This is a genomic window from Glycomyces xiaoerkulensis (assembly GCF_002798405.1).
GTDB lineage: Bacteria > Actinomycetota > Actinomycetes > Mycobacteriales > Micromonosporaceae > Glycomyces > Glycomyces xiaoerkulensis.
Window position 1 is genome coordinate 93,927 of sequence record NZ_PGGV01000029.1, and the last position, 26,317, is coordinate 120,243.

Sequence of the window (26,317 nt, forward strand, 5' to 3'; positions counted from 1 at the left end):
CATCGCCATGCGGGCTAGGCTGCCGACCATGCTGCCGTTCGAGATCGTCGACGTCTTCACCGACCGCGCCTTCGCCGGCAACCAGCTCGCCGTCGTCTACGACGGAGCAGAGCTCTCGACCCGGCAGATGCAGGCGGTGGCGAACGAGTTCGGTTTCTCCGAGACCTCGTTCGTCCTCCCGCCCACCACCGGCGAGGCCGACTACCGGGCCCGGATCTTCACCCCGGCGGAGGAGCTGCCGTTCGCCGGCCACCCCACCATCGGCTCGGCGGTCGCCGCGGTCGCCTCCGAGCGGGTCAGGCCCGATGGCGGCACCGTCGTCCAGGAGTGCGAAGCCGGGCTGATGACGATCGGCCTCGACGGCGCCACAGCGAAGCTCACCTCCACCGCGATCGCCGTGGGCGAACCGGTCCCGGTCGCGGTGGCCGCCCGCGCCTGCGGCCTCGACCCCTCGCGCGTGGTCGGCACCCCGCAGACGACCTCGGCCGGGCTGCCGCACAACTTCGTGCACCTCGAGGACGCCGACGTGACCGCCGCGACCAGCCACCTCGGCGAGCTCGAACTGGTCTACCCGTTCAGCTTCGACCGCGAGACCCGGGCCGTCCACGGCCGCCTGTTCCACAACAGCGTCGGCGAGGACCCGGCGACCGGGTCGGCGGCCATGGCACTCGGCGTCTACCTGGTCGAACACGGCCTGATCCGGGGCGAGGGCGCCCACGCCTACGAGATCGGCCAGGGCGCGGAGATGGGGCGCCCCTCCAAGCTGTCCGGCGAGGTCGTCGTCGAGCGCGGCAAGGCCGTCGCCGCCTCGGTCACCGGATCGGTCGCCCACGTCGCCAGGGGCGAGCTGCTCACCCTGCCCAGCGAGCGCTGAACGACTCGGCCGTGTAGCGCTCGGCCGCCAGGTCGTCCGGCCAGACGGCCCGCCGCAGGTCCGCGGCCCACAGCGCGCGCGGCCAGCCGCCCTTGCGCAGCAGCGCCGCCACGAACCGCTCCGGTTCGCGCAGCGCATGCCACACCGACGGCAGGAACGTCGCCCGCCGACGCTGGTCCCGGCCGCTGAGGGTGAGCCCGTCGGTGCCGGGCCGGAGCGCGTCGATCAGCCCGCCGAAGGAGTCGACCGCGAGCGCCCGCGAGGGAGACAGGACGGCGACGGTGACCGTCAGGTCCGGCAGCTCCTCGCTCGTCACCGCCGGCAGCCGGGGATCCCGGGTGGCCAGGCGGGCGTTGCGCACCACATCGACGCCCAAGGGGCGCGACGCGGCGAGGGCGCCGATGCAACCGCGCAGCCGGGAATCCCGTTCCAGGGTGACGAAGGTCGCGGCCGGTTCGGCCAGCCGCGGCCGCAGTTCCTCGGGGGCGGCGGCCGCGATCAGCTCCGAGGCCAGGGGAGGGCGGGGCGTGAAGCTCGACTCGACCGCGGCGCGCGCCAGCGCCGTCAGCACCCCGCCGAGATCGGACTCCATCAACTGATGGTGCCACGGCGGCTGCCGATCACCGCATCCCGTCCCGAATGCGCCGGTTTCGCGCCGGAGCGGCCCGCCGGTGCTGTGTTCGGCCATCTGTGCATGAGAGACTGCCCCCATGAACTCACCGCGCCCCAGGCAAGCGCCGAACGACCGAACCGCCGGTCTCGCCGAGGTGATCGACCTGCCGCCGGCGAACGAAGACTCCGAGGAGAACGAGGCCCGGCTCGGGCGCATCCAGGAGCTCGACTCCCTCGCCGGGAAGGTCGCGCTGGTGACCGGTGCCGGAGCTCCGGACGGGATCGGATACGCCATCGCGACCCGGCTGCGCCTGCTCGGCGCCGCGGTCGCGATCGTGTCGACCACCAAGCGGATCCACGAGCGGGCCGGGGAGATCGACGCGGTCGGTTTCGTGGCCGACCTGGCCGACGAGGCCGAGGTCGGCGGGCTGGGCGACGCGATCACCGACTCCATGGGCGAGGTCGACATCGTCGTCAACAACGCGGGACTGACCTCGAAGTCGGATCCGGCCGTGGTCAAGCCGGTCGCGCAGTTGTCGTACGAGGACTGGCAGAACGAGATGCGCCGCAACCTCGACACCGCGTTCCTGGTCTCCCGCGCGTTCGTGCAGGGCATGGCCGAGCGCGGCTGGGGCCGGGTGGTGAACATCGCCGCGGCGATCGGCGTGATCCAGGCGGTGCCGGCCGAGGCCGCCTACGCCGCCGCGAAGGCGGGCGTGTCGGGCCTGACCAGGGCCCTGGCCACCGAGGTGATCGCCGACGGGGTGACGGTCAACGCGGTGGCGCCGGGCCTGGTGCGGACCGGCTCCTCGACGGTCAACGAGCTGCAGCGCGGCCTGGACGGCCCGATGGGCCGGCCTGGCACTCCCGAGGAGATCGCGGCGGCCGCGGCGTTCTTCTGCGCCCCGTCGGCGTCGTTCGTGACCGGCCAGACCCTGGTCGTCGACGGCGGGGCCGGCATCCGGGCCTGAACGGCGAAATGGGACGTGAGTCCGCAACCTCGGGGGCACGGCGGTCGTTAGTCCGGCATGACGATGCCGATCTACGATGCCACCAGTGTCATCCGGACCCAGACTGCGACACGGACGGCGGCGATGGACGAGGCCTTCGGGGAGACCAGGCGAGAGATCAAGGGGCGCATCGGCGCCGGGCTGGTGCTGCTGCTCGGCGGCCTGGTGGGGCTGGGGGCGGCCTTCGACCTGGCCTACGAGCGGGTGGCGTCCCTGGTCGATCCCGGGCACGTGATCTCCTGCGATTTCAACCCGGTGCTGTCGTGCGGCACCGTCATGGACACCTGGCAGGCCTCGGCGTTCGGCTTCCCGAACCCGCTGGTCGGGCTGATGGCGTTCCCGTTCGTGGTCTACACCGGGGTACTGCTGCTGGCGCGGTCGGAGCCGCCGCGCTGGATCATGCTCGGGTTCAACCTGGGGGCGCTGGGCGGCCTGGCGTTCGTGGCCTGGCTGATCTACCAGTCGGTGTACCGGATCGGGGTGCTGTGCCCGTGGTGCATGGCCGTCTGGGCGGTGGTGCTGCCGATCTTCTGGTTCACCACGGTCTACAACCTGCGGAGCCGGGCGATCCCGGTCGGTGAGGACTGGCGCGGCCCGGTCGACGACCTGCTGCGTTTCCACTGGGTCGGGTTGGCCGTCCTGTACGGTGCGGTGCTGGCGGTCGTCGGCACCGGCTTCTGGGACTACTGGTCGACGCTGCTCTAAGGCGAGCGGTTCGCCGTTGACCGGGACCTGGAGCACCTCGGGCCAACTGCGGCGCATGAGTTCCCGGAACACCTTCCCGGAGGCCCGGTCGGCCTGCGGCGCCGACAGCAGCAGCCGGTACATGTGCCTGGAGTTGACCAGGATGAACGTGTCGAATGCGATGTCGCTCTCGGTCAGGTGGGCGTTGAGCCACGTGCCGGAGCGGTGTTCCCAGTAGAACAGGTCGAGCGGGTCGTAGAGGCGCTGCGCGGTGTTGAAGTCGGTGGCGGCGGTGAATTCGGCGAACGCCCGCTCGAACGCCTCGGGCCGGGACTTGCGCTTGGTCAGCAGCAGCGCCATGTGGCCCGGACGGAGGGACTTCGGCTCCTTGCGCTTGGCGCGGTAGTAGGCGCGGCCGATTTCGTACAGGTTCGACCGGAGGTGGAGGCCGCGTTCGCCCGGCTGTCCGCGGTGGGCGGCGGCCATGCCGGGGTTGCTCAGCCGGGGGGAGTTACGGTGCATGATCGAGCCCAGCGGTTCGGGCGGCCTCCGCCCGGCCACCTCGATGCGGTGGTGCTCGAGCCCGAACCGCTCGGCCAGTTCGGCGGCGGTCGCCACGTCGCGCTGCACCAGTCGCCGGGAGGGCCCCTTGCCGCCGGGGACGTCGTAGGTGAAGTAGGAGAGCCGGTCTACGAACGGCCTGGTCAGCGCCAGGGTGGTCCGACTGTCGAGCCCGGCGGTCAGGGAGACCTCCAGGCGGCCGGTGCCGGTCAGCACCTCGAGCTGGCCGTGCAGGAGCGGCAGGATCTCGTCGACGACCGCTTCGGCGCTGCGGGTCTCCTGGCGCTCGCGCGGGAAGCAGCGCCGCACGGCTCCGGTGTCCAGGTCGAGTTCGGTGCTGGGCGTCAGCACGACCACGCCCTCGTGGGTGGTCGCCCGGCCGGGCAGGGCGTACGCGCCGTACTCGTTGCGCAGTGCGCTCGGGTCGGGGAAGGCCGAAGGTCCGGCGTCCAGTCGCTCGGCGACCAGCCCGGCGTGGGAGGCGACGCACGGCGAGGGGGCGCCCTGCTCGTAGAACACCGCTCGCATCCCGGCGGCGTCGGTCTGGACGGACGCCGATTCGGCGTCGCCGTAGAAGACCGCGTAGCGGCCCGAGAGCATCTCGAGCCGGTCGAGCATCGCCTCGGGTCCGGCGAACCGCGCCCGCAGGAGCGAGGCGGCGATCGACGCCGGGTCGTGATCCCAGGTCTCCAGGTCGATCGCCCGGCCCAGGATCGCCGTCCAGGCCCCTCCGGCCCGGGCGACGGCGATCGGCGACCGCGGGTCGTAGGACAGCAGCCGGCGGCCCAGCCGCAGCCGCCGCCAGTGCGCGACCGGCTCGGTGTGGTCGGTCTCGGTCAGCAGGAACCCGCGCGCCCACAGCAGGTGCCCGCAGTCGTCGGCGGCCGGGATCAGGTCCTCGGCGAGGCCCGGTTCGGTCCGGGTCTCGATCGGCGGCCGGACGTGCCGGCGGATCAACGAGGTCAGGCGGTGAGCGTTCGGCGGCATGGGGGTTCTCCGAGAGGACGGCCTGCGATCGGCGTGGTCGGTGTCGTTCCCAGAACGCGCGCCTCGGGCTCCCGGTTGCAGCCGGGAAGATGAACCCTAGGTGAGCTTCATGCCGGTGGGCTCGAGCCAACCGCCGTCGGAGAGGTGCTCGATGACCTGCTCGACGGCCTCGGCAACGCTCATGTCGGTGGTGTCGATGGTCATCTCGGCGTCCGAGGGCGCCTCGTAGGGGTCGGAGATGCCGGTGAACTCGGCGATCTGCCCGGCGCGGGCCCGGGCGTACAGGCCCTTGCGGTCGCGCGCCTCGCACACCTCCAGCGGCGTGGAGACGTGGACGAGCACGAAGTCGGCACCGGCGGCCTCGGCCATGCGGCGGGCCTCGGCCCGGTCGGACTCGTACGGGGCGATGGGGGCGGCCATGCCGATGCCGCCGTGGCGCGCGACCTCGGCGGACACGAACCCGATCCGGCGGATGTTCATCGACCGGTCGGCCTTGGAGAAGCCCAGTCCGGACGACAGGAGCCGACGCACCACGTCGCCGTCGAACAGCGACACGGTGCGGCTGCCGTCCTCCAGCAGCGACTCGTACACCCCTCGGGAGATGGTCGACTTGCCCGAGCCGGACAGGCCCGTGAAGAACAGCACCAAGCCGCGGTGCCGCCGCGGCGGGCGCGCCTTGCGCAGCTCGGCGGCCACGCTCGGCGGGGTGTGCCACTCGGGCAGGCCGAAGCCGCGGTCCAGCATGTCGGCGATCTCGGCGTTGGTCAGGGCGCTGCGCCTGAACGGCGGCTCGATGTCCTCGATCGGCCGCCACTGGCCGTCGCGGGTGTCGTAGGCCAGATCGCGCGGCACCATCGCCCGCACCCCGTCGCCGCCGCCGAGACCGTCGGGCCCGGTCATGAGGTGGGTCGCCCCGTACGCGGCGGCGACCTTCGCGGTCAGGAGCCCGTCGCGGATTCGGTCGCCGCGCTTGGACAGCGGCACAGTCAGCACCGTCGCCGTCGTCAGCCGGTCCTTGGCGGCCAGGATGCTCCGCACCAGCGCCGCCGTGGGCAGCCGCAGCGCCTTGTCGCCGCCCAGCTCGTCGCCGGTGGGGATCATCACCAGCACGTGCGCGGCCAGGTTGTGCGCGGCCCGGGCCAACTGCGCCAATTGGGGCCGGTGCAGCGGCCGATCGGCCACCAGCGCCAGCACCCGCGGCTTGGTGTAGGTCGTCCGCGCCTGCTCCGGGGTGGCGCGCAGCCCGATGAACACCCCGTGCGCGGCGTCGGCGATGCGCCGCACCGGACCGCCGACGCGGACCATGTCCGGGCCGAGCGCGTCCAGCGAATGGCATTCGACCGCCGCCACCGGCGCTCCCTCGGGGTCGGTGATCCGCAGCACCCGCCGCCTCGGGTCGGGGCCGTCGAGCCGCCCGGCGATATCGGTCGGCACGTCCAGCGTCACCGGCACCGGCCAGGCCGTGCCGTCCGGCAGCGTGCCGGAGCGGGCCACCCGCCGCGACTCGGCCTCGCTCATGAAACCGCTCAGCGGCGCGTACGCGCCGCAGAGCAGCAGCTCCAGGTCCGCCAGCTCGTGCGGCAGCGGAGTGTGGCTCGGTGCCTCGGCGAGCACCTCGTCGGGCAGAACCCAGTCAGACATCGTCGTGTGCGATCCCTTCGCAGTGATCGGACCGTCGGCATTCGAATCCGGTGGCAGCACCAGGGTATGCCACCGAACCGAGCCGCTCCTCACCCGCGGCGACCGAGTCGCGTCCCGCATCGCGGATGAGGCACTGGCAGCGCCGATACGCGTAAGTTACGCTGGCTGCGCCCATTTGCGGCCTCGAATCCGTGCCGCCCGGGCGACAATGCAGCGTAGTAGAGCAGTGACCGCGGACATCGGCGTCGGCGCGAGCGGCCCCGACGGGTTTGCCCACATCACCCACTGGAGAACTCCATGGACTACTTCGAGACCCCTCGCGAAGCCGATGAGAAGCAGCTTCGCCGAGACATCCGCAGGCTCGGGAACCTCCTGGGCCAGGCCCTGGTGCGGCAGGAGGGGCCCCAACTGCTCGATCTGGTCGAGGAGGTCCGCGGACTCGTCCGCGACCAGCCCGACGCCGTCGCCGCCCGCCTGGCGAAGCTGGAGGTCACCGAGGAGGTCCACCTCGCCCGCGCGTTCGCCACCTACTTCCACCTGGCCAACATCACCGAGCAGGTCCACCGGGCCCGCGACATGCGCCGCGGCCGCGCCGAGAACGGCGGCTGGCTCGCCCAGGCCCGCGCCGACATCACCCACGAGAACATCCCCCCGGCGCAGATCGCCGCCGCGGCCGAGCGCCTCGAGGTCCGTCCCACCTTCACCGCCCACCCCACCGAGGCGGCCCGACGGTCGATCCTGGTCAAGCTCCGCGGCATCGCCGATCTGCTGGACGAGGAGGCCGCCGAGCACGCCGTCGTCGGCTCGGCCGACGTGGACGCGGTCAACGCCCGCCTGGCCGAGATCATCGACCTGCTGTGGCAGACCGACGAACTGCGCGTCGACAAGCCCGAGCCCACCGACGAGGCCCGGAACGCCATCTACTACCTCACCGACCTGTACCGCGACGCCGCCGCCCGCGTCCTGACCGACCTCAACGCCACCCTCACCGACCTCGGCGGCTCCCCGCGCCCCGGCTCGGCCCCGCTCCAGTTCGGCACCTGGATCGGCGGCGACCGCGACGGCAACCCCTTCGTCACCCCCGAGGTCACCCGGCAAGTGCTCCTGATGCAGCACGAGCACGGCATCGCCGCCGCCGAGGGCGCTATCGCCCAACTGATCAACGAACTGTCGGTCTCCCAGGCCGTCCGCCCGGCCTCGCAGGAACTGCTCGACTCGGTCGCGGCCGACCTCGAGCGCCTCGACAACATCCCCGAGCGCTACATGCGCATCCACGGCGAGGAGCCCTACCGGCTCAAGGCCCGCGCGATCGCCGCCAAGCTCGCCAACACCCGCACCCGCCACGCCGAGGACCTGCCCCACCGGCCCGGCATCGACTACGCCGACGGCCGCGAACTCCTCTCCGACCTCCAGGTCATGCGCGACTCCCTCGCCAGGCAGCGCGGCCAGCTCGTCGCCAAGGGCGTGCTGGACAAGGTCATGCGCACCGTCGCCGCCTTCGGCCTCCAACTGGCCACGATGGACGTACGCGAGCACTCCGCGGCCCACCACGCCGTCCTCGCCGAGCTCTACGACGCCTCCGACGAGCTCGACAAGCCCTACGGCGAACTGACCGACGACGAGCGCGACGCGCTGCTCTCCCGCGAGCTGTCCGGACGCCGCCCCCTCGCCCCGCACGAGGTCGAGCTCACCGACGCCAACCGCAAGACCTTCGACGTCTTCCACGCCATCAAGGACGCCCAGCACCAGTTCGGCAAGTCGATCGTGGAGTCCTACGTCATCTCCATGACCCACGAGCCGGCCGACGTGCTCGCACCGGCCATCCTCGCCCGCGACGCCGGACTGCTCGACGTCGCCCGCGGCCGGGCCGACATCGGCTTCGTGCCGCTGCTCGAGGGCGTCGAGGAACTGGCCGGGGCCGACGAGCTCATCGACCGCCTGCTGAGCCTGCCCGCCTACCGCGCCATCGTCGCCGCCCGCGGCGACATCCAGGAGGTCATGCTCGGATACTCCGACTCCAACAAGGAGTCGGGCATCACCACCAGCCAGTGGTCCATCCAGGCCGCCCAGCGCCAGTTGCGGGACGTCGCCTCCAAGCACGGGGTGCGGCTGCGCCTGTTCCACGGCCGCGGCGGCACCATCGGCCGCGGCGGCGGTCCCACCCACGAGGCGATCCTCTCCCAGCCCTCGGGCACCCTCGACGGCGCCATCAAGATCACCGAGCAGGGCGAGGTCCTGTCCGACAAGTACACCCTCCCCGCTCTGGCCCGCGAGAACCTGGAGCTGACGGTCGCGGCCTCGCTCAAGGCGACCCTGCTGCACACCGAGCCGCGCCACCGGCCCGACGTGCTGGGCCGCTGGTTCTCGGTCATGGACCGGACCTCCGAGGCCGCCAAGGCCGCCTACCGCGACCTGACCGGCCGCCCGGGCCTGTCGGACTACTTCTGGGCGGTGAGCCCCACCGAGCTGCTCGGTGCGCTGAACATCGGTTCGCGCCCGGCCAAGCGCCCCAACACCGAGGCGGGCCTCGAGGGCCTGCGCGCGATCCCGTGGGTGTTCGGCTGGACCCAGTCGCGGCAGATCGTGCCCGGCTGGTTCGGCGTCGGCTCGGGCCTCGCGGCCGCCCGCGAAGCCGGCCTCGGCGACGAGATCGCCGAGATGCACGGCAAGTGGCACTTCTTCCGCAACTTCATCTCCAACGTGGAGATGACGCTGGCCAAGACCGATCTGGAGATCGCCTCCCAGTACGTGGCGACCCTGGTCCCGGAGGACCTGCGGCCGATCTTCCAGGTCATCAAGGACGAGCACGAGCGGACCGTCGCCGAGATCCTGGCGCTGACCGGCGAAGGGGAGCTGCTGGAGTCCAATCCGCAACTGGCTCGCACGCTGGAGGTCCGAGACCGCTACCTGGCGCCGCTGCACCACCTGCAGATCTCGCTGCTCAAGCGCTACCGCTCCGATGGCGGCCGCGACGGCGAAGCCGACCCGCAGCTCAAGCGGGCGCTGCTCATCACCGTCAACGGCATCGCCGCCGGGCTGCGCAACACCGGCTGAACCCGAACGCGGTCAGGCCGAGTGGGCGGCCTTCTCCTCCTGCTCGGCCAGATGCCGCCGGTGCTGCTCGCAGGCCCGGGGCCACAGCTCGGCGATCTCGGCCCCGGTCAGGGCCAGGCCGAATTCGTCGGTGAGCAGCCGGCCGAACTCCTCGGCGGTCTCGACGGTGGCGACCGACTTGCCGTCGGGCAGCTTCGGATCGTGGACGGTCAGGGTGCGGGCGCGGAGCGCCCGCACCTCGTGCGGCCGCGGGCGCTCGACCGCCAAGGTCTTCACGAATCCCGACTCCGGGGAGGTCTCCAGTTCGCGGCATTTGGGACCGTAGTCCTCGATCCGCCTGGGGGACAGGTCGAAGTCGAAACTCAGCAGTTCCACGCGCGGGTCGAGCGAGCAGCGCCACAGCCGCTCGTCGAGCCGCCGGAGGCTGAAGTTGAACGAACCGACCCGGTGGCTGCCTTCGGCCAGCGGCAGCGGATCGCAGAATCCCAGGCCCAGCCCGGCGTCGGCCAGGTAGTCGCCCTTCTTGAGGCGCACCAGGAGCGGCAGGTGGTTGAACCATTCGCGGTCGCCGTGCACGGCCCGCGCCACGCCGCCGCGCATCCGCACCACCTCGAATCCCATCGCCTCCAAGGCGTGCGCCATCACCTCGTTCTGCTCGTAGCAGAAGCCGCCGCGCCGCCGCTCGACCAGCTTCTCGAACAGGGCGTCCCGCTCCAGCCGGATTGGCCGTCCCAAGTGGATGTCCAGGCTTTCGTAGGCGATGGCCTCGATGTGCGCCCGGTGGAGGGCGACCAGGGTGCGCAGGCCGGTTCGCCGAGCGGTGCGGAGCCCGATCCGCTCCAGGTAGGCGTCGAGTTGGGCTGAGGTGAACACCCCTCGACGGTAGCGCGCGACCGGGTCCGAATGTCGCAGTCATCGAATACCGTCCCAGGTGCGGCCAGAGCCGTTGCGGCGGTGTGGCATAGTCTCACCGTCCCTCCCGGAACCGCCCTCTTTGAAGGAGAGTCCCCAATATGGTCATGGGCCCCACCCACGCCATGTCGGGCGCCGCCCTGTGGCTCGCAGGGTCGGCCGTCGCCGACATCGCCTTCGGGATCGACCAGTCCTCCGCCGAACTCGTGGTCGGCACCATCGCCGTCTCCGGCGCCGCCCTCTACCCCGACATCGACTGCGCCGGCAAGGTCACCGAGAACAAGGGAGGGTCCACAGTGGCCCGTTCCTTCGGCGTGGCCTCGCTCCTGGTGGCCGAGTGCGTCGAACGGCTCTGCTACTGGTTCTACCTGCTGACCAAGACCAAAAAAGACAAGAAGCGAAGCAACGGCCACCGGACCTTCACGCACACCGCCGTCCACGCCGGGCTGATGGGCGCCGGGACCGGCCTGCTGGCGGCCCAGTTCGGCAAACCCGCGGTCATCGCGATCCTGTTCGTGCTCACCGGACTGGCCGTACGCGGACTGCTCCCCTCGGCGGTCAACAAGAAGGGCTGGCTGATCACCACCGGCGCCGCCCTCGCCGCCTCCTACGGCATGTACCGCCTGCTGCCCGAGGAACGCTCCTACTGGCTCATGGGCCTGGCGATGGGCATCGGCTGCTTCATCCACATCCTCGGCGACATGATCACCAAGATGGGGTCGCCGCTGCTGTTCCCCGTCCCGATCAAGAAGCGCCTCTGGCAGGACGTCGGCCTGCCCAGGGACATCGCCCTCCGCGCCGGCGGCAAGGGCGAGAACCGGATCCTGCTGCCGATCCTCACCGGCGTGGTCGTCCTCGGCATGTTCTACAACCTCCCCGAGGTGCAGGAGCTGCTCTTCGGCAACGCGGTCGCCGAGACCGCCGGAGACTCCGGCACATCGCCTTAGCTCGCGAGGCGCGAAGGCGCCGAGAGGTAGACTCGACCGGTTCCCGGAGCCGCGCGCACCGCCGGCTCCGGCCCGTCAGCATGCCCAGAGCTCACCCGCGAGGGAACACCATGTCCGAAGGCCAAGCCAGTTCCAAGCTCACCAGCCTGCTCGACGCCACCGGGGCCTCGCCCAAGCTGGCCCGCGTCGCCGAGCTGGCGGCCGACTCGGACCGGCCGGTCGACATCATCGCCGTCCCCGGCGCCCGGCCGCTCGCCATCGCCCGGGCCGCCGGGCACGCGCCGGGGCCGATCCTGGTGGTCACCGCCACCTCGCGCGAGGCCGAGGAGCTCACCGAGGCGCTCGGCTCCTTCGTCCCCGAGGACGACATCGCGCTCTACCCGGCCTGGGAGACCCTCCCGCACGAGCGCCTCTCACCGCGGTCGGACACCGTCGGCACCCGCCTGGAGCTGCTGCACCGCATCCACGACGGCGACGTGCCGCGCGTCATCGTCACTCCCGTGCGCGGCGCGCTCCAGCCCCAGCTCAAGGGCCTGGGCGCGCTGGAGCCGGTCCGCCTGCGCCGCGGCGACGAGCACGACCTGACCGAGCTCGCCGAGCGACTCCTCGACCTCGCCTACGAGCGGGTCGACCTGGTGGAGAAGCGCGGCGAGTTCGCCGTGCGCGGCGGGATCCTCGACCTCTTCCCGCCCACCGCGCAGCACCCGCTGCGCCTGGAGTTCTTCGGCGACGAGGTCGACGCCATCCGCGAGTTCTCCGTCGCCGACCAGCGCTCCCTGGAGGCGGCCGACGAGGTGCGAGCGACCGCCTGCCGCGAACTGCTGCTGACCGACCGGGTCCGCGCCAGGGCCGCCGAGCTCGCCGAGACCCATCCGGGCCTGGCCGACATGTGCGCCAAGCTCAGCGAGGGCATCCCCGCCGAAGGCATGGAGTCGCTGATGCCCGCCCTGGTCGGGGCGGACCACCTGGAGCTGTTCAGCGAGACCCTCCCGCGCGAGACGCTCGTGATCGCCGTCGAGCCCGAACGCATCCGCTCCCGCGCGGTCGACCTGGTCGCCACCTCCAACGAGTTCCTGGAGGCGTCCTGGACCGCCGCGGCGGCCGGGGCCGAGGCTCCCGTCGACCTCGGTGCGGGCATCTTCCGGGACCTGGCCGAGGCGCGGCAGACCGCGCTCGGCCGCGGCCAGCGCTGGTGGACCGTGTCGCCGTTCTCGGCCGCGCCCGAATCCGATCCGCTCGCCGACGAGCTGGCCGCGATCACCGGTGAGGGATCCGGCGCCGAGGCGGCCGACGATTCGATCACGGTCGACCTCGGCATCACCGAGGCGCCGCGCTACCACGGCGACTCGGCCAAGCTCACCGCCGACATGCGGACCTGGACGCAGGCCGGGCGCGCGGTCGCGGTCGTCTACCCGGCGCTCGGCGGCGCCGAGCGCGCCGCCGAGCAGTTGCGCGCGGCCGGGGTCGGCGCGCACCTGGCCGAGCGGCCCGAGTCCTTCCGGCCCGGCGAGGTGGTCGCCTGCGTCGGCACCCTGGCGGTCGGCTTCGTCGACGACGCGGCCGGGGTCGTGGCCGTCACCGCCTCCGACATCGCCGGCGGCAAGGCCCTGGCCGCCCAGCGGCCCCGCAAGGGCAAGGCCGTGAAGCGGCGCGGCCAGGTCGACCCGCTCGAACTGCGGCCCGGTGACTTCGTCGTCCACGACGCCCACGGGGTCGGCAAGTACGTGGAGATGGTGCGGCGCAGCATCGGCGGCGCCGAGCGCGAGTACCTGGTGATCGAGTACGCCGCCTCCAAGCGGGGCCAGCCGGGCGACCGCCTGTTCGTGCCGACCGACTCGCTCGACCAGTTGACCCGGTACGTCGGCGGGGAGCAGCCCACCATCCACAAGCTGGGCGGGACCGACTGGCAGAAGACCAAGCGGCGGGCGCGCAGGGCCGTCCGCGAGATCGCCGCCGAGCTGATCCAGCTCTACGCCGCCCGGCAGTCGTCCCAGGGCCACGCGTTCGAACCGGATACGCCGTGGCAGCGCGAGCTCGAGGACTCCTTCCCGTTCATCGAGACCCCCGACCAGTTGTCGGCGATCATCGACTCCAAGCGCGACATGGAGTCGCGGGTGCCGATGGACCGCCTGGTGATGGGCGACGTGGGCTACGGCAAGACCGAGGTGGCCGTGCGCGCCGCGTTCAAGGCGGTGCAGGAGGGCAAGCAGGTCGCGGTCCTGGTGCCCACCACCCTCCTGGCGAGCCAGCACTACACGACCTTCACCGAGCGCATGGGGCAGTTCCCGGTGCGGATCAGGCAGCTCTCGCGTTTCCAGTCCGCGCGGGAGGCCGCCCGGATCCAGGAGGGCATCGCCAACGGCGACATCGACATCCTCATCGGCACCCACCGGCTCCTGCAGGCGGAGACCCGCTTCAAGGACCTGGGGCTGATCGTCGTCGACGAGGAGCAGCGATTCGGCGTGGAGCACAAGGAGAAACTCAAGGCCCTGCGCGCGGCCGTGGACGTGCTCACCATGTCCGCCACGCCCATCCCGCGGACCCTGGAGATGGCGGTGACCGGTATCCGCGAGATGTCGACCATCGCCACCCCGCCCGAGGAGCGCCACCCGGTCCTGACCTACGTGGGCGCCTGGGAGTCCAAGCAGGTGGCGGCGGCGATCCGCCGCGAGCTGCTGCGCGACGGCCAGGTGTTCTACCTCCACAACCGGGTCGAATCGATCGACCGGGCCGCGACCCGCCTGCGCGAGCTCGTGCCAGAGGCGCGCGTCGCGGTCGCCCACGGCAAGATGGGCGAGGGCCGGCTCGAGCAGATCATGCAGGGATTCTGGGAGGGCGAGTTCGACGTGCTGGTCTCGACGACGATCATCGAGTCGGGCATAGACATCCCCAACGCGAACACCCTGATCGTGGAGCGGGCCGACCTGCTCGGCCTGTCCCAGCTCCACCAGATCCGCGGCCGCGTCGGCCGCAGCCGCGACCGGGCCTACGCCTACTTCCTCTACCCGCCCGAGACCCCGCTGTCGGACACCGCCCACGAGCGGTTGGCGACCATCGCCCAGCACGCCGAGCTGGGCGCGGGCATGTACGTGGCGATGAAGGACCTGGAGATCCGCGGCGCCGGCAACCTGCTGGGCGCCGAGCAGTCCGGCCACATCGCCGACGTCGGCTTCGACCTGTACCTGCGCATGGTCGGCGAGGCGGTGACCGCCTTCAAGGGCGGCGCCGAGGAGCCGCCGGCGCCGGTCAAGGTCGAACTGCCGCTGGACGCGAACGTGCCGGTCGACTACATCGAGGTCGAGCGCCTCCGCCTGGAGATGTACCGCAAGATCTCCGAGGTCCGCGACGAGGCGGAGCTCGAAGGGGTCCGGGAAGAGATGGAGGACCGCTACGGGCCCGCGCCCGACCAGGTCCAGACCCTGTTCCACCTGGCCCGCTTCCGGCTCCTGGCCCGCCGCCACGGCCTGACCGACGTCGCCCTCCAGGGCAAGAACCTCCGCCTGTCGCCGGTCGAGCTGCCCGACTCCAAGGAGCTGCGCCTGTCCCGCCACTACCCGGAGGCCCACTACAAGGCCCCGGCCGGCCTGATCAGCATCCCGCGTCCGACCACCTCCCGCATCGGCGGCAAACCGCTGGAGGGCCTCGCCCTGCTCCAATGGACCGCCGACCTCATCACGGACGTGGTGCCGCCGGTCGAGGCGCCGCAGGTGACCTGATCGATCCGGCGGGTGGGCGGGGTGGGCGTCGACCGGGCGTGCGACTAACCTCACAGGGGCAGTAGTGGGATTGGAAGGGAAAGACCGTGCGCACATTGAAACTGGCCGGTATCGCCGCAGTCGGGCTGGGAGCGCTGACGGCGTGCTCCTCCAGCATGCAGGGCGCGGCCATGTTCGTCGGGGACGAGCGGATCACCGAGAACACGATCGACGGCTACGTCGACGAGATCGCCGACCTCACGGTGGAGGAGAGCGGCGGCGCCCTGGAGGATTTCGACTACGGCGCCAACCGCGAGCAGGTGGTCATCTGGGTCATGCTGTCCGAGATCGGCCAGCGCGAGGACCTGTCCGAGCCCGACACCTCCCAGGCCACCAGCGAGCTCCACGGGCTCTTCCTCGAGGCCGAGGGCTACTCCTCGCAGATCTACGAGGGCGCCGAGCCCCGCGAACTCACCGACGCCGAGATCGAGGCCATGAGTGAGCTCGGCACCGATTTCACCGAGCTGCGGCCCGCCGACCAGGAGAGCCTGATGCAGATGGCCGGCATCTCCGACGCGCTGTCCGGCTACATCGAGGATTACGACGTCCGGGTCAATCCGCGCTACGGAGTCGAATCGTTCGACATCGGCAGCGAGGAGCTCGACGGCCTGTTCGAAGTGGAGATCCCGCAGCGTTGAGCACCGTCGTCTGGCTCCTGACCTCGCCGCGCATCCCGGCCGGGCTGCTCACCGTCGATGCCTGGGACGCCCTGCACGAGGCCGAGGCCGTGGCGGCCTTCCGGGATTCGCCGACCGTCGCGGCCGTGCGCGAGGCCGGGATCGAGGTCCGTCTGGTCGAGGACGCCGCCTCGTTCCTGGAGGAGGGCGGGGTCTGGATCGTCTCCGACGACGGCGACGAGGAGCTGCGCGAGGCCCTCGCCGAGTACCTCGCGGGCGGTGAGCTGGAGCTGGAGGTGGTCTACGGGTCGTGGGACCCGCCCGGGGCGCGCCTGCTCGACCTGGTCGCGGCCGTCGACCAGTTGCACGCCGAGCAGGGCGGCTGCCCGTGGCATCGTGAGCAGACTCACGACTCGCTCGGGCCGTACCTGCTCGAGGAGGCCTACGAGGTGCTCGACGCGATCGCGGGCGGCGATCCGGCGGAGCTGGAGGAGGAGCTGGGCGACCTGCTGTTCCAGCCGGTCCTGCACGCCAGGCTGGCCGCCGGGCGCGGGGAGTTCGACGTCGACGACGTCGCCGGCGGGCTGGTCGACAAGATCATCCGGCGGCACCCGCACGTCTGGGGCGAGGCCGACCCCGATCGGCTCTACGAGCACTGGCACGCGGCCAAGGCCGCCGAGAAGCCCCACCGCACCCACCCGGCCGAGGGCCTGTCCCGCCAGTTGCCGTCGCTGGCGCTCGCCTCGAAGGTCATCGACCGCTTCGCGGACGCCGGGACCCCGCTGGATCTGCCGGCCCCGCCCGAGGGCTGCGGGCCCGGGGCCGAGGAGGTGGGGGAGTTCCTTCTCTCAGCCGTGGCCGCGGCGAAGGCCGCCGGCGTCGAGCCCGAACTGGCCCTGCGGCGGGCGCTGATCGATAAAGCGGGTCTTGACCAGCGAACCTGATAATGTAGCCGTGACCGAGGGTAACGAGAGTTCACCGGGAAGCAACGTAGCTGACTTAACAGTACCGTTCGGCTGGGCTTAACAATGGGCCCGAAGTTTGCTACGGTCGTTCACATGCCACCCGGTGACGCAAGTGACGCAGGCTCGTTGGAGCCTGCCACCCAGGTCCAAGGTACGGAGGCCCGTGGAGACGGGTTGACCTTCGGTCAGCCGACCGTCTCCGACGGGCCGCGATTGTGGGAACTCGTCAACCAGGCGGGTAACCTCGACGTCAACAGCAGGTACGCTTACCTGCTGTGGTGCCGCGATTTCGCCGGCACCTCCGTCGTCGCCCGCGATGCCGCGGGTCGTGCGGCGGGCTTCATCACCGGTTACCTCCGGCCGTCCGCGCCCGATGTCTACTTCGTGTGGCAGGTCGCGGTGGCTTCGGACCACCGTCGCCGGGGTCTGGCGCGGCGCATGCTCGACCATGTGGTCGATGCGCTTCGTCCCCATGGGGTTCGCTTCGTGGAGACGACAGTAACTCCGGACAATAAAGCGTCCATGCGGCTGTTCGAATCGTTCGCCGAGGCGAACGGTACGGCGATGAGCTTGGACGTGCTGTTCTCTGAGCAGGAGCTCGGCTCCGGTCACGAGCCGGAGGTGCTTCACCGCATCGGTCCGCTCGCGGACTGAGCCCCGCCCTACCCGGGCACCGACAAGTGCCGGCCCGGGTATGTGCCCGGCGGCGAGTCGCCGGGAAGCGGAGAGCAGCCAATCAGGCCGACCAAAAGAGACAATGCAGGTTTTCGAACAGGTCGAATCAGAAGTCCGTTCCTACTGCCGGGGCTGGCCCACGGTGTTCACCACCGCGCGGGGCAGCACCATCACCGATGAGTCCGGGAAGTCGTACATCGACTTCTTCGCCGGAGCGGGGACGCTCAACTACGGTCACAACCATCCGGCGCTGAAGAAGGCGCTCCTCGACTATCTGGCCGAGGACAACGTCATCCACTCGCTGGACATGTACTCGGACGCGAAACGGAAGTTCCTCGAGACCTTCAAGGAAGTGATCCTGGAGCCGAGGGACCTGGACTACAAGGTCCAATTCCCGGGCCCGGCCGGCAACAACGCCGTCGAGGCCGCGCTCAAGCTCGCCCGGAAGTACACCGGCAGCGAGACCATCATCTCCTTCACCAACGGCTTCCACGGGATGACCCTGGGCGCCCTGGCCGTCACCGGGAACTCGATGAAGCGCGGGGGCGCGGGCGTGCCGCTCAACCACGGCACCACCATGCCCTTCGACAACTACATGGACGGGCAGACGCCCGACTTCCTGTGGCTCCGCAGCCTCCTCGAGGACCCCGGCTCCGGGCTCGACAAGCCCGCCGCGGTCATCGTCGAGACCGTCCAGGGCGAGGGCGGCATCAACGTCGCCTCCTCCGAGTGGCTGCGCGGGCTCCAGGACGTGTGCCACGAGCACGACATGCTGTTCATCGTCGACGACATCCAGATGGGCTGCGGCCGCACCGGTCCGTTCTTCTCGTTCGAGCGCGCCGGCATCAAGCCCGACATCGTGACGCTGTCCAAGTCGCTGTCGGGCCTGGGCCTGCCGTTCGCCGTCACGCTCATGAGGGAGCACCTCGACGTGTGGGACCCGGGCGAGCACAACGGCACCTTCCGCGGCTACGCGCCGGCGTTCGTCACCGCCACCGCGGCGCTGGACCTGTTCTGGCGCGACGACCAGTTCACCAAGGCCGTCGAAATCAAGGCCGAGTGGCTCGACGGCGAGCTGCGGAAGATCGTCGAGGCCCACCCCGAGCTGGGCCTGTCGACCCGCGGCCAGGGGCTGGCCCGCGGCCTGGTCTTCGAAGAGCCCGAGCTCGCGGGGCAGACGTGCCGCGAGTGCTTCGAGAACGGCCTGCTGATGGAGACTTCGGGCGCCGAGGACGAGGTGGTCAAGTTCCTGCCGCCGCTGAACACGTCCTACGAGGAGTTCGAGCAGGGCGTCGCGATCCTCCGCGACGCGGTCAAGACCATTGCGAAGGAGCACGCATGATCGTCCGTCGTCTCTCCGACCTGGTGGGCACCGAAAACGACGTCGAAGGCAACGACCGGGACCGGGCCAAGGGCACCTGGCGCTCCAGGCGCCTGCTCTTGGCCCGGGACCGGGTCGGGTTCTCAATGCATGACACGGTCCTGTTCGCGGGTACCTCGACGACGATGCAGTACGCGAACCACACCGAGGCCGTCTACGTGATCGAGGGCAGCGGGAAGCTCCACGACCGCGAGACCGGCGACGTCCACGAGCTGTCGCCGGGGACGATGTATCTCCTCAACGGCGGCGAAAAACACACCCTGGTCGCCGAAACCGACGTACGGTGCGTGTGTGTGTTCAATCCACCGGTGACTGGAAGGGAGGTCCACGACGAGAACGGCGTTTACCCATTGTTGACCGAAGACGACTGATGAAGGAGTGAGGAACCATGTCACCCCGCGACAGTTATCCGACGCGGGTCGCCAAGGAGCCGCAGCTTATCTACCGCAACGACGACCCGGCCGTGTGGGGCAAGCCCGACGACGGTCCGCTCGATGCGGAGCAGCTCGACGCTCACGAGGCGAACGGATTCACCGACATCGCCCAGCTTCTCGAGCCCGACGAGCTCGAGGCTGCGCAGGGGGAGCTGCACCGGCTGCTGCAGGACTCCTCCCTTGACGGGGATGAACGGGTGATCCGGGAGAAAGACTCCAAAGAAGTCCGTTCGGTGTTCGAAGTCCACAAGATCTCGGAATACTTCGCCGAGCTGCTCCGCGACGAGCGGATCGCCGGCACGGCCCGACAGATCCTGGGATCGGACGTCTATATCCACCAGAGCCGAGTGAACTACAAACCCGGCTTCGGTGGCAATCCTTTCTACTGGCACTCAGATTTCGAGACCTGGCACGCAGAAGACGGCATGCCCAGGCCGCGCGCGGTCAGCCTCTCGCTGGCGCTGACCGATAACTACCATCACAACGGCTCGCTGATGATCATGCCCGGATCGCACAAGACCTTCGTGTCATGTGTGGGCGAGACTCCAGACGACTACTACAAGTCGTCGCTCAAACAGCAGAAGATCGGGACGCCCGACGAGACCTCCCTGCGTCTGCTCGCCGACAAGCACGGCATCAAACAATTCACCGGCGACGCCGGCTCGGCCATCTGGTTCGACAGCAACTGCATGCACGGTTCGAACGGCAATATCACGCCGTTCCCGCGCTCGAACCTGTTCATCGTGTTCAACAGCGTCGACAACGCGCTGGCCGAGCCCTTCGCCGCGAAGTCGCCGAGACCGGAGTTCCTCGGTTCTCGCGACTGGAAGGTCCTGCGCTAACGCGCCGAGACCCCTACGCCGCGGCCCCGACTCGCAGAGTCGGGGCCGCGGCGTTTTCGGCCGCCGGAGGGCGCATCCGCCCGATACATTGACTCGCTTCGATATTATGGGTGACAATGGGCGTCTCGGCCATCGCGTCGGCGCCGGTGCGCGCCGTAGGCGAGGGAGCGGGTCGGGGGCGGCGCCCGAGCAGTACGGGCGACCGTTCGTTCCGGGCCGGGACGAACCTTCCATACCCCTCGAGAACCCTCGGATTGGAGTCCCCCATGCCCGACCTCGCCGGTCGCAGCACGAAGACCCTCCTGGCCGCCGTCGCCGGACTCCTGTCGTCGCTGTTCATCGCCGCGCCGACCGGAGCCGACCACCCCGAGCCCGAACCCCGCAACTACACCGTTTCCTTCCCCGGCGGGCACCCGTGCACCATCTTCGACATCAGCGGCGACATCCGGTGGGCGGCCACACACCCGCCCGAGCAGTCGACCGTCGCCGTCACCGGCACGCCGGGCGTCAGCGTGATCGATCCGCACCCGGACAACCCCTGCGACTCGAGCCCGGTGCCCGACTTCCAGGTCGAGTACACCTTCTCCGGCTCGGGCGACGAGCTGGGAGAGCACATCGAGCCGGCCGGCTGGGACCACATGGAGCCCTTCGAGTTCACCTTCGCCTCCGACACCGCGATCGACACCGTCGAGATCGCCGCCTGCCTGCCGCCGAGCCCGGAAGGCCCGACCGGCCCCGACCGCTGCGGCGAATCCGAGACGGTCGGCATCGACGACGTCCCCCGCCCTCCGCACTGCGAATACACCTACACCGTCGACCGGTGGGACGGCGGCTTCAACGCCGAGATAGCGGTGACCCCGCTGGTCAGGGACTCCACCGGGTGGAGCATCTACGTCCCCCTCGCCGACGACTTCACGGTCATCACCGCCTGGAACGCCGAATGGAGCGTGGGCGGCCTGTACCTGATGATGGAAGACGCCCACTGGAACGGCGAGATACCGGTCGGCGAGGCCGCGCAGGTCGGCTTCATGGGCACCGGTGAGGCGCCGCCGCCCTCGGAGATAGAGGTCTACATGCACGGCTACACCTGCGCCGACTCGGAGACGGTCTGAGGCGCCGAACCCACTCGAGACCGACGCCGACGGCCCCTCCTCGATCGGTCGGGACGGGCCGGTTGCGGAGAAGGTCCGGAACCGGCCCGGCACGTCCGGATACGCGGGGACGGCGACGGGGTTGCCCGGGCGGCGCTGAAATCCGGGGGTCGGTCGAGGCCTGCGCCACCGGCGCCGACCCGCGAGGCGTCCGGTGACGAACCGATGGCCCCTGTCATCCCCAAGGCGCGCCCAGGACCAGGCAGGATCGCGCTGAGAAGACCGCCCCTTCGCCGTCCGGTCGCCTCAGCGGCCGCGTGGCCGCGATCACGGGAGCCCGTTTGCAGCGGCATGAGCGGATCCGGTACTCTAGGTCCGCGTCGGACGGCGGATTTCCTTCGTCCGAACACCATTGGGGTATGGTGTAATTGGCAACACAGCGGTTTCTGGTACCGTCGTTCTTGGTTCGAGTCCAGGTACCCCAGCCACTGACTTGTGAAGGGCCGCGTACCGCGGCCCTTTTTGTTCTTATAGGCAGTCGAGCTTCGGCGCAGCGCACGTGTAGAAGTCAGCCGTTCGCGTCACCGTCTGTCAGGGCCTGGGCCAGTTTTGTGAAGTATTGCTCGGCAACCTCGGGAGAGTTGAACAAGCATCCCGCGATGTCGCTGTAGCCGTCTCTGAGCATGTCGAGCCATTCCTTGAGGTCCCACAGGTGTTCGCACGCCGGGTGGGTGGTGTCGGGCCGGTCGTCGAAGCTGAGGTAGTGATCGGCAGAGAGCAGTTCGGCCATCCGAGTCGCGGCAGACGTGAAGCGAAGCGCCCCTGAGAGATAGGCGCTGGCGGCTTCGCGAGCCCGAGTGAACACCGCCTCGGGAAGGTCCGATAGATCGACTTCCAACTCCTCGATGACCGACGGTACGAGTTCGCGGACTTCGCATGTCGCGTCGCTTGCCTGTCCAGCCAACTCCCTCAGCGCTTGCGAGTCGAGCCCGCGAGCCAACGCGTGGGCGGCCTCCAACGGCAGGTCAAGATCGGAGTCAAGGTCGTAGAGGTAGTCCTCCAGGGCACGTTTCAGTTGTTCCACCTGACCATTGTTCCGCACGTCCATGCTGGGACCCCAGTGCAAGGCCCTCTCCGGCTCACTCCCGCGGACAGCTCTCCGCCAGCGCCTCGGCGGTCAGCTCGATCGATCGGACCCGGTCGGCGACCCGCTCAGCGTGGTGCGCGGTGATCAGCTCGTCGGCCCCGATCGAGGCGCCGAACTCCTCCAGGAGCGCGCGGACCTCGTCCCCGGTGCCGACGGCGGTGTACTTGGCCATCGCCGACAACTGAGCGCCGTTCGGGGAGGCGAGGAACGCGTCGATCTCGGCGTCGGTGTAGTCCCGCCCGCCCCGGCCCCGCGAGATGAACGCGCGCGCCCGGTTCCGGTAGGCGACCCGCCGCTGCGCTTCGGCCTCGTCGCGATCCTCGGCCGCGAACACGTTGACCCCCGCGATCACGTACGGCTCGGCCAACTGCTCGGACGGCTCGAAGTACTCCCGGTACGCGGCCACCGCCTCGTGCAGGGCGTCGGGCGCGAAGTGGGACGCGAACGCGTACGGCAGGCCGAACCGCGCGGCGAGCCGGGCCCCGAACAGCGACGAGCCCAGCAGATACAGCGGCACCTCGCCCTCGGGCCGCGGCACGGCCCGCACCCCCGCCACCCGGGACTCGCCGCGCAGGTACCCCTGCAATTCCAGCACGTCCTCGGGGAACGAGTCCGCCGACGTCCCGTCCCGCCGGATGGCGCGCATGGTGGCGCGGTCGGTGCCGGGCGCCCGGCCCAGTCCGAGGTCGATCCGTCCGGGGAACAGCGTCTCCAGGGTCCCGAACTGCTCGGCGATCACCAGCGGCGAGTGGTTGGGCAGCATGATCCCTCCCGCTCCGAGCCTGATGGTGTCGGTGTGCTCGGCGACGTGGCCGATGACGAGGCTCGTCGCGCTGGAGGCGATGGACGGCATGTTGTGGTGCTCGGCGTACCAGACCCGCCGGTAGCCGTTTCGCTCGGCAGCACGGGCGAGCTCCACGCTCGCGGCGAAGCTCTCGCGCGCGGGGCGCCCCGGCGCGATCGGTGCCAGATCGAGGATCGACAGGGCCACGGGCATGATCGACTGCCTTTCGGTTCGACTGGAGGGCGCTACCGTTGGGGCCGACTCGCGCCCCGTCGGCATTCCGCTGACGTCCGAAACTATCCCGCTTTCCGAGGCGGCGGCACCATGACGCTCACCACCGGTACTTCCGGGGCCGTCTGGTGTAATGGTCGGGCCGTCCGTCCGCGCAACCGGAGAGCCCCGTCGTGTCCCCGAAACGCCCGCGCCGCCGCAGCCCCTTCTGGCGGAGGAAACTCGATGCCGAACTGGCGGCCGCCGCCCCCTGGGAGGCCCGCCTCGACCTGCGCCGGGAGATCCTGATCGCCCTCGTCGCCATACCGGCGGGCGCCGCGTGCATCGGGCTCCTCATCTGGCACCGGGCCTTCGTCGAGCCCTTGGGGGCGAGCCCGGTCTCGGTGCTGCTCATCCTGCTCACCGCCGCCGTGGCCATCGGATGGTTCTGGTGGTTCGTCCTCCGCGAGCCCGGTCGGCTCTGGAAGACGCTGGCCCTGCTGATCCATCTTCCATTGGCGTTCGCACCGATCAGCGCCATCGACGACACCGAGGCGATGGCCCTCGACGAGCGCGGCGTCACCGAGGAGTGCACGGTGGAGTCGGCCGAGGAATACGTGCCCCGGTCCCGCTGGAACAACGACATGCGCGTGCGCCACGGGATGCGGTGCTCGACCGGAACGCACGACCACGTCACCTCGACCGAGCACCGTCACGACATCGGGACCCGGCTGCAGGTGGTCTACGACCCCGAGGAAATGGTCGAGGCCCGCGTCGGCGAGCCGGAGGAGGCGGACCTCGGCGGGGCGCTGGCGGTCTCGGCCGGAATCCTGCTGCTCGGGCTCGCGGGCCGCATCGCCTACGTCTGGTGGAGGGTCCGCCGCTCCCGGCGGCGCGGGACCGCGCGCGACCGGGGCCGCTAGGCGCTCCGTCCGGAATGCGGAGTTCGGCGGCAATGGGGACGTCCGGCGGAGTTTTCGGCGTATTCGACGGTCGCATCTTGATTGTTCATCCGGGTCGCATTTAAACTGGCGAGTAACATCGAAGGTGGCCGATATCCCCCGGCCTCCCTCGGTGCGCCCCATGTGTCCCCACACCAAGAGGAACAACATGAACGCCAAGAGAATCGTCATGGTCGCCATCGCGGCCGCCGCACTCATGCTCCCCGGAACCCAGGCCGCCTTCGCCGAGGGCCCCGACGCCGCCGCACTCGAGCGCATCGCCGAACTCAACCCCGGCCTCGATCCGCACACCGTCAAAGTCGAACTCAAGCAGACCGCCGCCAGGACCAAGACCGACTACGACGACCTCCTGGCCGAGGTCCTCGCCGAAGCCGAGCGGTCCGCCGCGAGCGCGGACGGGGGCTCCGGGTTCACCACCATGAAGGAGGGCGACGGTACCGTCAGCCTCGGTTCGGCTCAGCGCAAGGGGGACCTGTTCGTCTCACCGTCCTCGACCCTGTTCGTGCAGCACGGCCACATCGGCGTGTACTACTCGACCACCACCATCGTGGAGGCCCCCGGCAACTGCTGCCTCAGCCGGAGCATCTCCGCCGGCACCCGCATGGTCGGGGAGGGCACCGTGAAGCAGTACGTGAGCACCTCGCAGTCCAATCGCGACGCCGCCGCGAACTACGCCCGGGGCAACTTCCTGGGGCGCTCCTACGACAACGCCTTCTGGAACAACCGCAGCAACGGAGACGGCAGCCTGAACTGCTCCGAGCTGGTCTGGCTCGCCTACCTCCGCACCACTTCGATCGATCTCGACCGCAACGGCGGCTGGGGCGTGTACCCCTACGACATCAGGGACAGCGGCCACACCGTCACCTACGCGAGCCTCTAGCACCACCGGCTCTCCCGAAGGGAACCACATGCTCAAGCGGATCACCGCCGCCGCGGCGCTGGTCGTCCTGGCGGCCTGCGACCCGGCCGACGCGACCCTGGACGGGCGTGTGGTTCCCCCGGACGAGCTGTCCCTGGAACAGGCGACCGCGGCGCTGTTCCTCAGCCCCCAGACCGGTTCGGCCACCGACGGGGCCGGGACCGGCTACGTGCTCCTGGCCGGCGCCGACGGCCGCTGGCGCGCGGTCGAACACGCCATGATGGACCAGGGGTCGGTCGTCTGGACCGGCGACGGCCTCTTCTATTCGGACACCGAGTTCGACTACCGGCTCGACCGGGACCTGACCAAGGTCGCCAGCCCCAAGACCAACCTCCAGGACGGCTTCTACGTCCTCGACGACGGCACGATCGTCTCGATCCTCAACGAGGGCTTCACCGACAGCCCTTCGGCCGGTTACCGCAGCCAGGTGGTGGTCACCGGCGACGGCTCCGCGGACTCGCACCGCGTCGAAGGCTGGCACGCCTCGAACGCCCGATGCGGCGACGAGATCTTCGGCATCGGGCCGCAGTCCGGCCCGTACTTCGACGGCACCCGCGACGACCCGGCGATGGTCTCGACCGCGGACCCGACCCTGCAACCGCAGATGCTGACGCGGCTCTACCCGCTGGAGGAGGGCGCCGAGACCCTCGTGGGCCACCGCGCCGCGTTCGACTTCAGTGAGAACCAGCGCGACCTGCCCTGCACCGACCGGACGGTGACGTTCCTGTCCTCCTACGCCGACCGCGAAGGCGACCGGAGCGCCGCCGTCGTCCGGTGGGACGTCGACACCGGCGAGCACACCGAGCGCGAACTCACCGGCGACTTCGACGCCGACGACATCGCTCTGGCACGCTACGACTCGGAGTCGGTGGCCGACGGGAGGCTGCAGTGGCTCCACCGCGACGGGCACCTCATGTCCACCGACGTCGGCACCGGCGTGACCGAGCGCGTCTTCGACACCGGAGCCCGCTCGGTCGGCACCGAGTCCAGCGTCGCGACCTTCACTCAGGACGAGGTCGTCACCGCCACCGTCACCGGCGGTTCGGGCCCGGTCGTCGTGGCGGGCTTCGACCGCGGGACCGGAGCCGAATCCCGGCGGCTCGAACTCGACGGCGTCGCGGGCGAACTCGGGACCGGCATGGTGCTGCGCAGCATCGCCGTCGCTCCCGGCGGGTGAACAGGTCGCCGAAGCGATCGGCGCCGCCCCCCGGCACGGCCGCAATCGGGTCGCCGTGTCGATGGCAGCCCATTCG

Annotated in this window: 22 protein-coding genes and 1 tRNA gene; 18 read left to right on the forward strand and 5 right to left on the reverse strand. The window is 70.4% G+C overall.

The window, feature by feature from the left end; all coding sequences use genetic code 11:
- Positions 1-28 precede the first annotated feature (28 nt).
- Positions 29-874 carry a PhzF family phenazine biosynthesis protein gene (locus CUT39_RS11055; protein WP_100446493.1) on the forward strand — a complete coding sequence of 282 codons (846 nt, stop codon included), beginning with the start codon at positions 29-31 and terminating at the stop codon, positions 872-874.
- Here the strand turns inward: CUT39_RS11055 and amrA are convergent.
- Complete coding sequence (gene amrA, locus CUT39_RS11060; RefSeq protein ID WP_157930617.1) at positions 852-1,466, reverse strand: AmmeMemoRadiSam system protein A; 615 nt, start codon at positions 1,464-1,466, stop codon at positions 852-854. The genes CUT39_RS11055 and amrA overlap by 23 nt on opposite strands.
- A 118-nt stretch (positions 1,467-1,584) precedes the next feature.
- Here amrA and CUT39_RS11065 point away from each other — a divergent pair, with 118 nt between their 5' ends.
- The 3 genes from CUT39_RS11065 (at position 1,585) to CUT39_RS20290 (ending at position 4,821) form a co-directional block, all read left to right on the forward strand.
- Positions 1,585-2,457, forward strand: a complete 873-nt coding sequence (locus CUT39_RS11065; protein ID WP_100446495.1) for an SDR family NAD(P)-dependent oxidoreductase — start codon at positions 1,585-1,587, stop codon at positions 2,455-2,457.
- Positions 2,458-2,520: 63 nt separating this feature from the next.
- Positions 2,521-3,201: a vitamin K epoxide reductase family protein gene (locus tag CUT39_RS11070; RefSeq protein WP_198587060.1), complete on the forward strand. Its 681-nt coding sequence runs from the start codon at positions 2,521-2,523 to the stop codon at positions 3,199-3,201.
- Positions 3,202-3,405: 204 nt separating this feature from the next.
- Positions 3,406-4,821 (forward strand): hypothetical protein, encoded by a 1,416-nt coding sequence (locus tag CUT39_RS20290; protein WP_157930618.1) that lies wholly within the window; start codon positions 3,406-3,408, stop codon positions 4,819-4,821.
- A gap of 3 nt (positions 4,822-4,824) precedes the next feature.
- Here the strand turns inward: CUT39_RS20290 and cysC are convergent, their stop codons facing one another.
- Positions 4,825-6,369, reverse strand: coding sequence for an adenylyl-sulfate kinase (gene cysC / locus CUT39_RS11080; RefSeq protein WP_100446501.1), 1,545 nt, complete (start codon positions 6,367-6,369; stop codon positions 4,825-4,827).
- Between the two features lie 297 nt (positions 6,370-6,666).
- Here cysC and ppc point away from each other — a divergent pair, with 297 nt between their 5' ends.
- Positions 6,667-9,423 (forward strand): phosphoenolpyruvate carboxylase, encoded by a 2,757-nt coding sequence (ppc, locus tag CUT39_RS11085; RefSeq protein ID WP_100446503.1) that lies wholly within the window; start codon positions 6,667-6,669, stop codon positions 9,421-9,423.
- Between the two features lie 12 nt (positions 9,424-9,435).
- Here the strand turns inward: ppc and CUT39_RS11090 are convergent, their stop codons facing one another.
- Positions 9,436-10,296, reverse strand: a complete 861-nt coding sequence (locus CUT39_RS11090; RefSeq protein WP_157930619.1) for an arylamine N-acetyltransferase family protein — start codon at positions 10,294-10,296, stop codon at positions 9,436-9,438.
- A gap of 140 nt (positions 10,297-10,436) precedes the next feature.
- Here CUT39_RS11090 and CUT39_RS11095 point away from each other — a divergent pair, with 140 nt between their 5' ends.
- The 10 genes from CUT39_RS11095 (at position 10,437) to CUT39_RS11140 (ending at position 21,530) form a co-directional block, all read left to right on the forward strand.
- The gene (locus tag CUT39_RS11095; protein WP_100446507.1) at positions 10,437-11,282 is read left to right on the forward strand and encodes a metal-dependent hydrolase; all 846 of its coding nucleotides are present in this window, start codon (positions 10,437-10,439) and stop codon (positions 11,280-11,282) included.
- A gap of 110 nt (positions 11,283-11,392) precedes the next feature.
- Complete coding sequence (gene mfd, locus CUT39_RS11100) at positions 11,393-14,998, forward strand: transcription-repair coupling factor (RefSeq protein WP_100446509.1); 3,606 nt, start codon at positions 11,393-11,395, stop codon at positions 14,996-14,998.
- An 86-nt stretch (positions 14,999-15,084) separates the two neighbouring features.
- Positions 15,085-15,675 carry a hypothetical protein gene (locus tag CUT39_RS11105; RefSeq protein ID WP_157930620.1) on the forward strand — a complete coding sequence of 197 codons (591 nt, stop codon included), beginning with the start codon at positions 15,085-15,087 and terminating at the stop codon, positions 15,673-15,675.
- On the forward strand, positions 15,672-16,598 hold the full coding sequence (locus CUT39_RS11110) for a MazG family protein (protein ID WP_100446513.1): 927 nt from the start codon (positions 15,672-15,674) through the stop codon (positions 16,596-16,598). Before CUT39_RS11105 ends, CUT39_RS11110 begins: the two co-directional genes overlap by 4 nt.
- A 195-nt stretch (positions 16,599-16,793) precedes the next feature.
- Entirely contained in the window at positions 16,794-17,273 is a 480-nt protein-coding gene (gene ectA / locus CUT39_RS11115) for a diaminobutyrate acetyltransferase (protein WP_232805708.1), read from the forward strand.
- Between the two features lie 103 nt (positions 17,274-17,376).
- Positions 17,377-18,636 (forward strand): diaminobutyrate--2-oxoglutarate transaminase, encoded by a 1,260-nt coding sequence (gene ectB, locus CUT39_RS11120; protein ID WP_100446517.1) that lies wholly within the window; start codon positions 17,377-17,379, stop codon positions 18,634-18,636.
- Positions 18,633-19,046: an ectoine synthase gene (locus CUT39_RS11125; protein ID WP_100446519.1), complete on the forward strand. Its 414-nt coding sequence runs from the start codon at positions 18,633-18,635 to the stop codon at positions 19,044-19,046. The genes ectB and CUT39_RS11125 overlap by 4 nt, the downstream gene beginning before the upstream one ends.
- 17 nt (positions 19,047-19,063) lie before the next feature.
- Positions 19,064-19,951, forward strand: coding sequence for an ectoine hydroxylase (gene thpD / locus CUT39_RS11130; RefSeq protein WP_100446521.1), 888 nt, complete (start codon positions 19,064-19,066; stop codon positions 19,949-19,951).
- 266 nt (positions 19,952-20,217) lie between these two features.
- Positions 20,218-21,063 (forward strand): cellulose binding domain-containing protein, encoded by an 846-nt coding sequence (locus CUT39_RS11135; protein WP_157930621.1) that lies wholly within the window; start codon positions 20,218-20,220, stop codon positions 21,061-21,063.
- Between the two features lie 392 nt (positions 21,064-21,455).
- Positions 21,456-21,530 (forward strand) — tRNA-Gln (locus CUT39_RS11140).
- A gap of 80 nt (positions 21,531-21,610) precedes the next feature.
- Here the strand turns inward: CUT39_RS11140 and CUT39_RS11145 are convergent.
- Positions 21,611-22,126 carry a hypothetical protein gene (locus CUT39_RS11145; protein ID WP_157930622.1) on the reverse strand — a complete coding sequence of 172 codons (516 nt, stop codon included), beginning with the start codon at positions 22,124-22,126 and terminating at the stop codon, positions 21,611-21,613.
- A gap of 55 nt (positions 22,127-22,181) precedes the next feature.
- Positions 22,182-23,186 carry an LLM class flavin-dependent oxidoreductase gene (locus tag CUT39_RS11150; RefSeq protein ID WP_100446527.1) on the reverse strand — a complete coding sequence of 335 codons (1,005 nt, stop codon included), beginning with the start codon at positions 23,184-23,186 and terminating at the stop codon, positions 22,182-22,184.
- A 191-nt stretch (positions 23,187-23,377) separates the two neighbouring features.
- On the opposite strand from CUT39_RS11150, the gene CUT39_RS11155 reads away from it, so the two are divergent.
- From CUT39_RS11155 to CUT39_RS11165, 3 genes are all read left to right on the forward strand, one after another.
- On the forward strand, positions 23,378-24,106 hold the full coding sequence (locus CUT39_RS11155; protein ID WP_100446529.1) for a hypothetical protein: 729 nt from the start codon (positions 23,378-23,380) through the stop codon (positions 24,104-24,106).
- Between the two features lie 187 nt (positions 24,107-24,293).
- Positions 24,294-25,025 carry a hypothetical protein gene (locus CUT39_RS11160; protein ID WP_100446531.1) on the forward strand — a complete coding sequence of 244 codons (732 nt, stop codon included), beginning with the start codon at positions 24,294-24,296 and terminating at the stop codon, positions 25,023-25,025.
- A 28-nt stretch (positions 25,026-25,053) separates the two neighbouring features.
- Entirely contained in the window at positions 25,054-26,241 is a 1,188-nt protein-coding gene (locus CUT39_RS11165) for a hypothetical protein (protein ID WP_100446533.1), read from the forward strand.
- The last annotated feature ends 76 nt before the right edge of the window (positions 26,242-26,317 follow it).

Coding starts and splice junctions, on each gene's coding strand:
- ectB (WP_100446517.1), top strand. CDS start 17,377: ATGCAGGTTTTCGAACAGGTCGAATCAGAAGTCCGTTCCTACTGCCGG.
- CUT39_RS11135 (WP_157930621.1), top strand. CDS start 20,218: ATGCCCGACCTCGCCGGTCGCAGCACGAAGACCCTCCTGGCCGCCGTC.
- CUT39_RS11095 (WP_100446507.1), top strand. CDS start 10,437: ATGGTCATGGGCCCCACCCACGCCATGTCGGGCGCCGCCCTGTGGCTC.
- CUT39_RS11065 (WP_100446495.1), top strand. CDS start 1,585: ATGAACTCACCGCGCCCCAGGCAAGCGCCGAACGACCGAACCGCCGGT.
- thpD (WP_100446521.1), top strand. CDS start 19,064: ATGTCACCCCGCGACAGTTATCCGACGCGGGTCGCCAAGGAGCCGCAG.
- CUT39_RS11055 (WP_100446493.1), top strand. CDS start 29: ATGCTGCCGTTCGAGATCGTCGACGTCTTCACCGACCGCGCCTTCGCC.
- ppc (WP_100446503.1), top strand. CDS start 6,667: ATGGACTACTTCGAGACCCCTCGCGAAGCCGATGAGAAGCAGCTTCGC.
- CUT39_RS11125 (WP_100446519.1), top strand. CDS start 18,633: ATGATCGTCCGTCGTCTCTCCGACCTGGTGGGCACCGAAAACGACGTC.
- cysC (WP_100446501.1), bottom strand. CDS start 6,369: ATGTCTGACTGGGTTCTGCCCGACGAGGTGCTCGCCGAGGCACCGAGC.
- CUT39_RS11070 (WP_198587060.1), top strand. CDS start 2,521: ATGCCGATCTACGATGCCACCAGTGTCATCCGGACCCAGACTGCGACA.
- CUT39_RS11165 (WP_100446533.1), top strand. CDS start 25,054: ATGCTCAAGCGGATCACCGCCGCCGCGGCGCTGGTCGTCCTGGCGGCC.
- CUT39_RS11160 (WP_100446531.1), top strand. CDS start 24,294: ATGAACGCCAAGAGAATCGTCATGGTCGCCATCGCGGCCGCCGCACTC.
- CUT39_RS11150 (WP_100446527.1), bottom strand. CDS start 23,186: ATGCCCGTGGCCCTGTCGATCCTCGATCTGGCACCGATCGCGCCGGGG.
- mfd (WP_100446509.1), top strand. CDS start 11,393: ATGTCCGAAGGCCAAGCCAGTTCCAAGCTCACCAGCCTGCTCGACGCC.
- amrA (WP_157930617.1), bottom strand. CDS start 1,466: ATGGAGTCCGATCTCGGCGGGGTGCTGACGGCGCTGGCGCGCGCCGCG.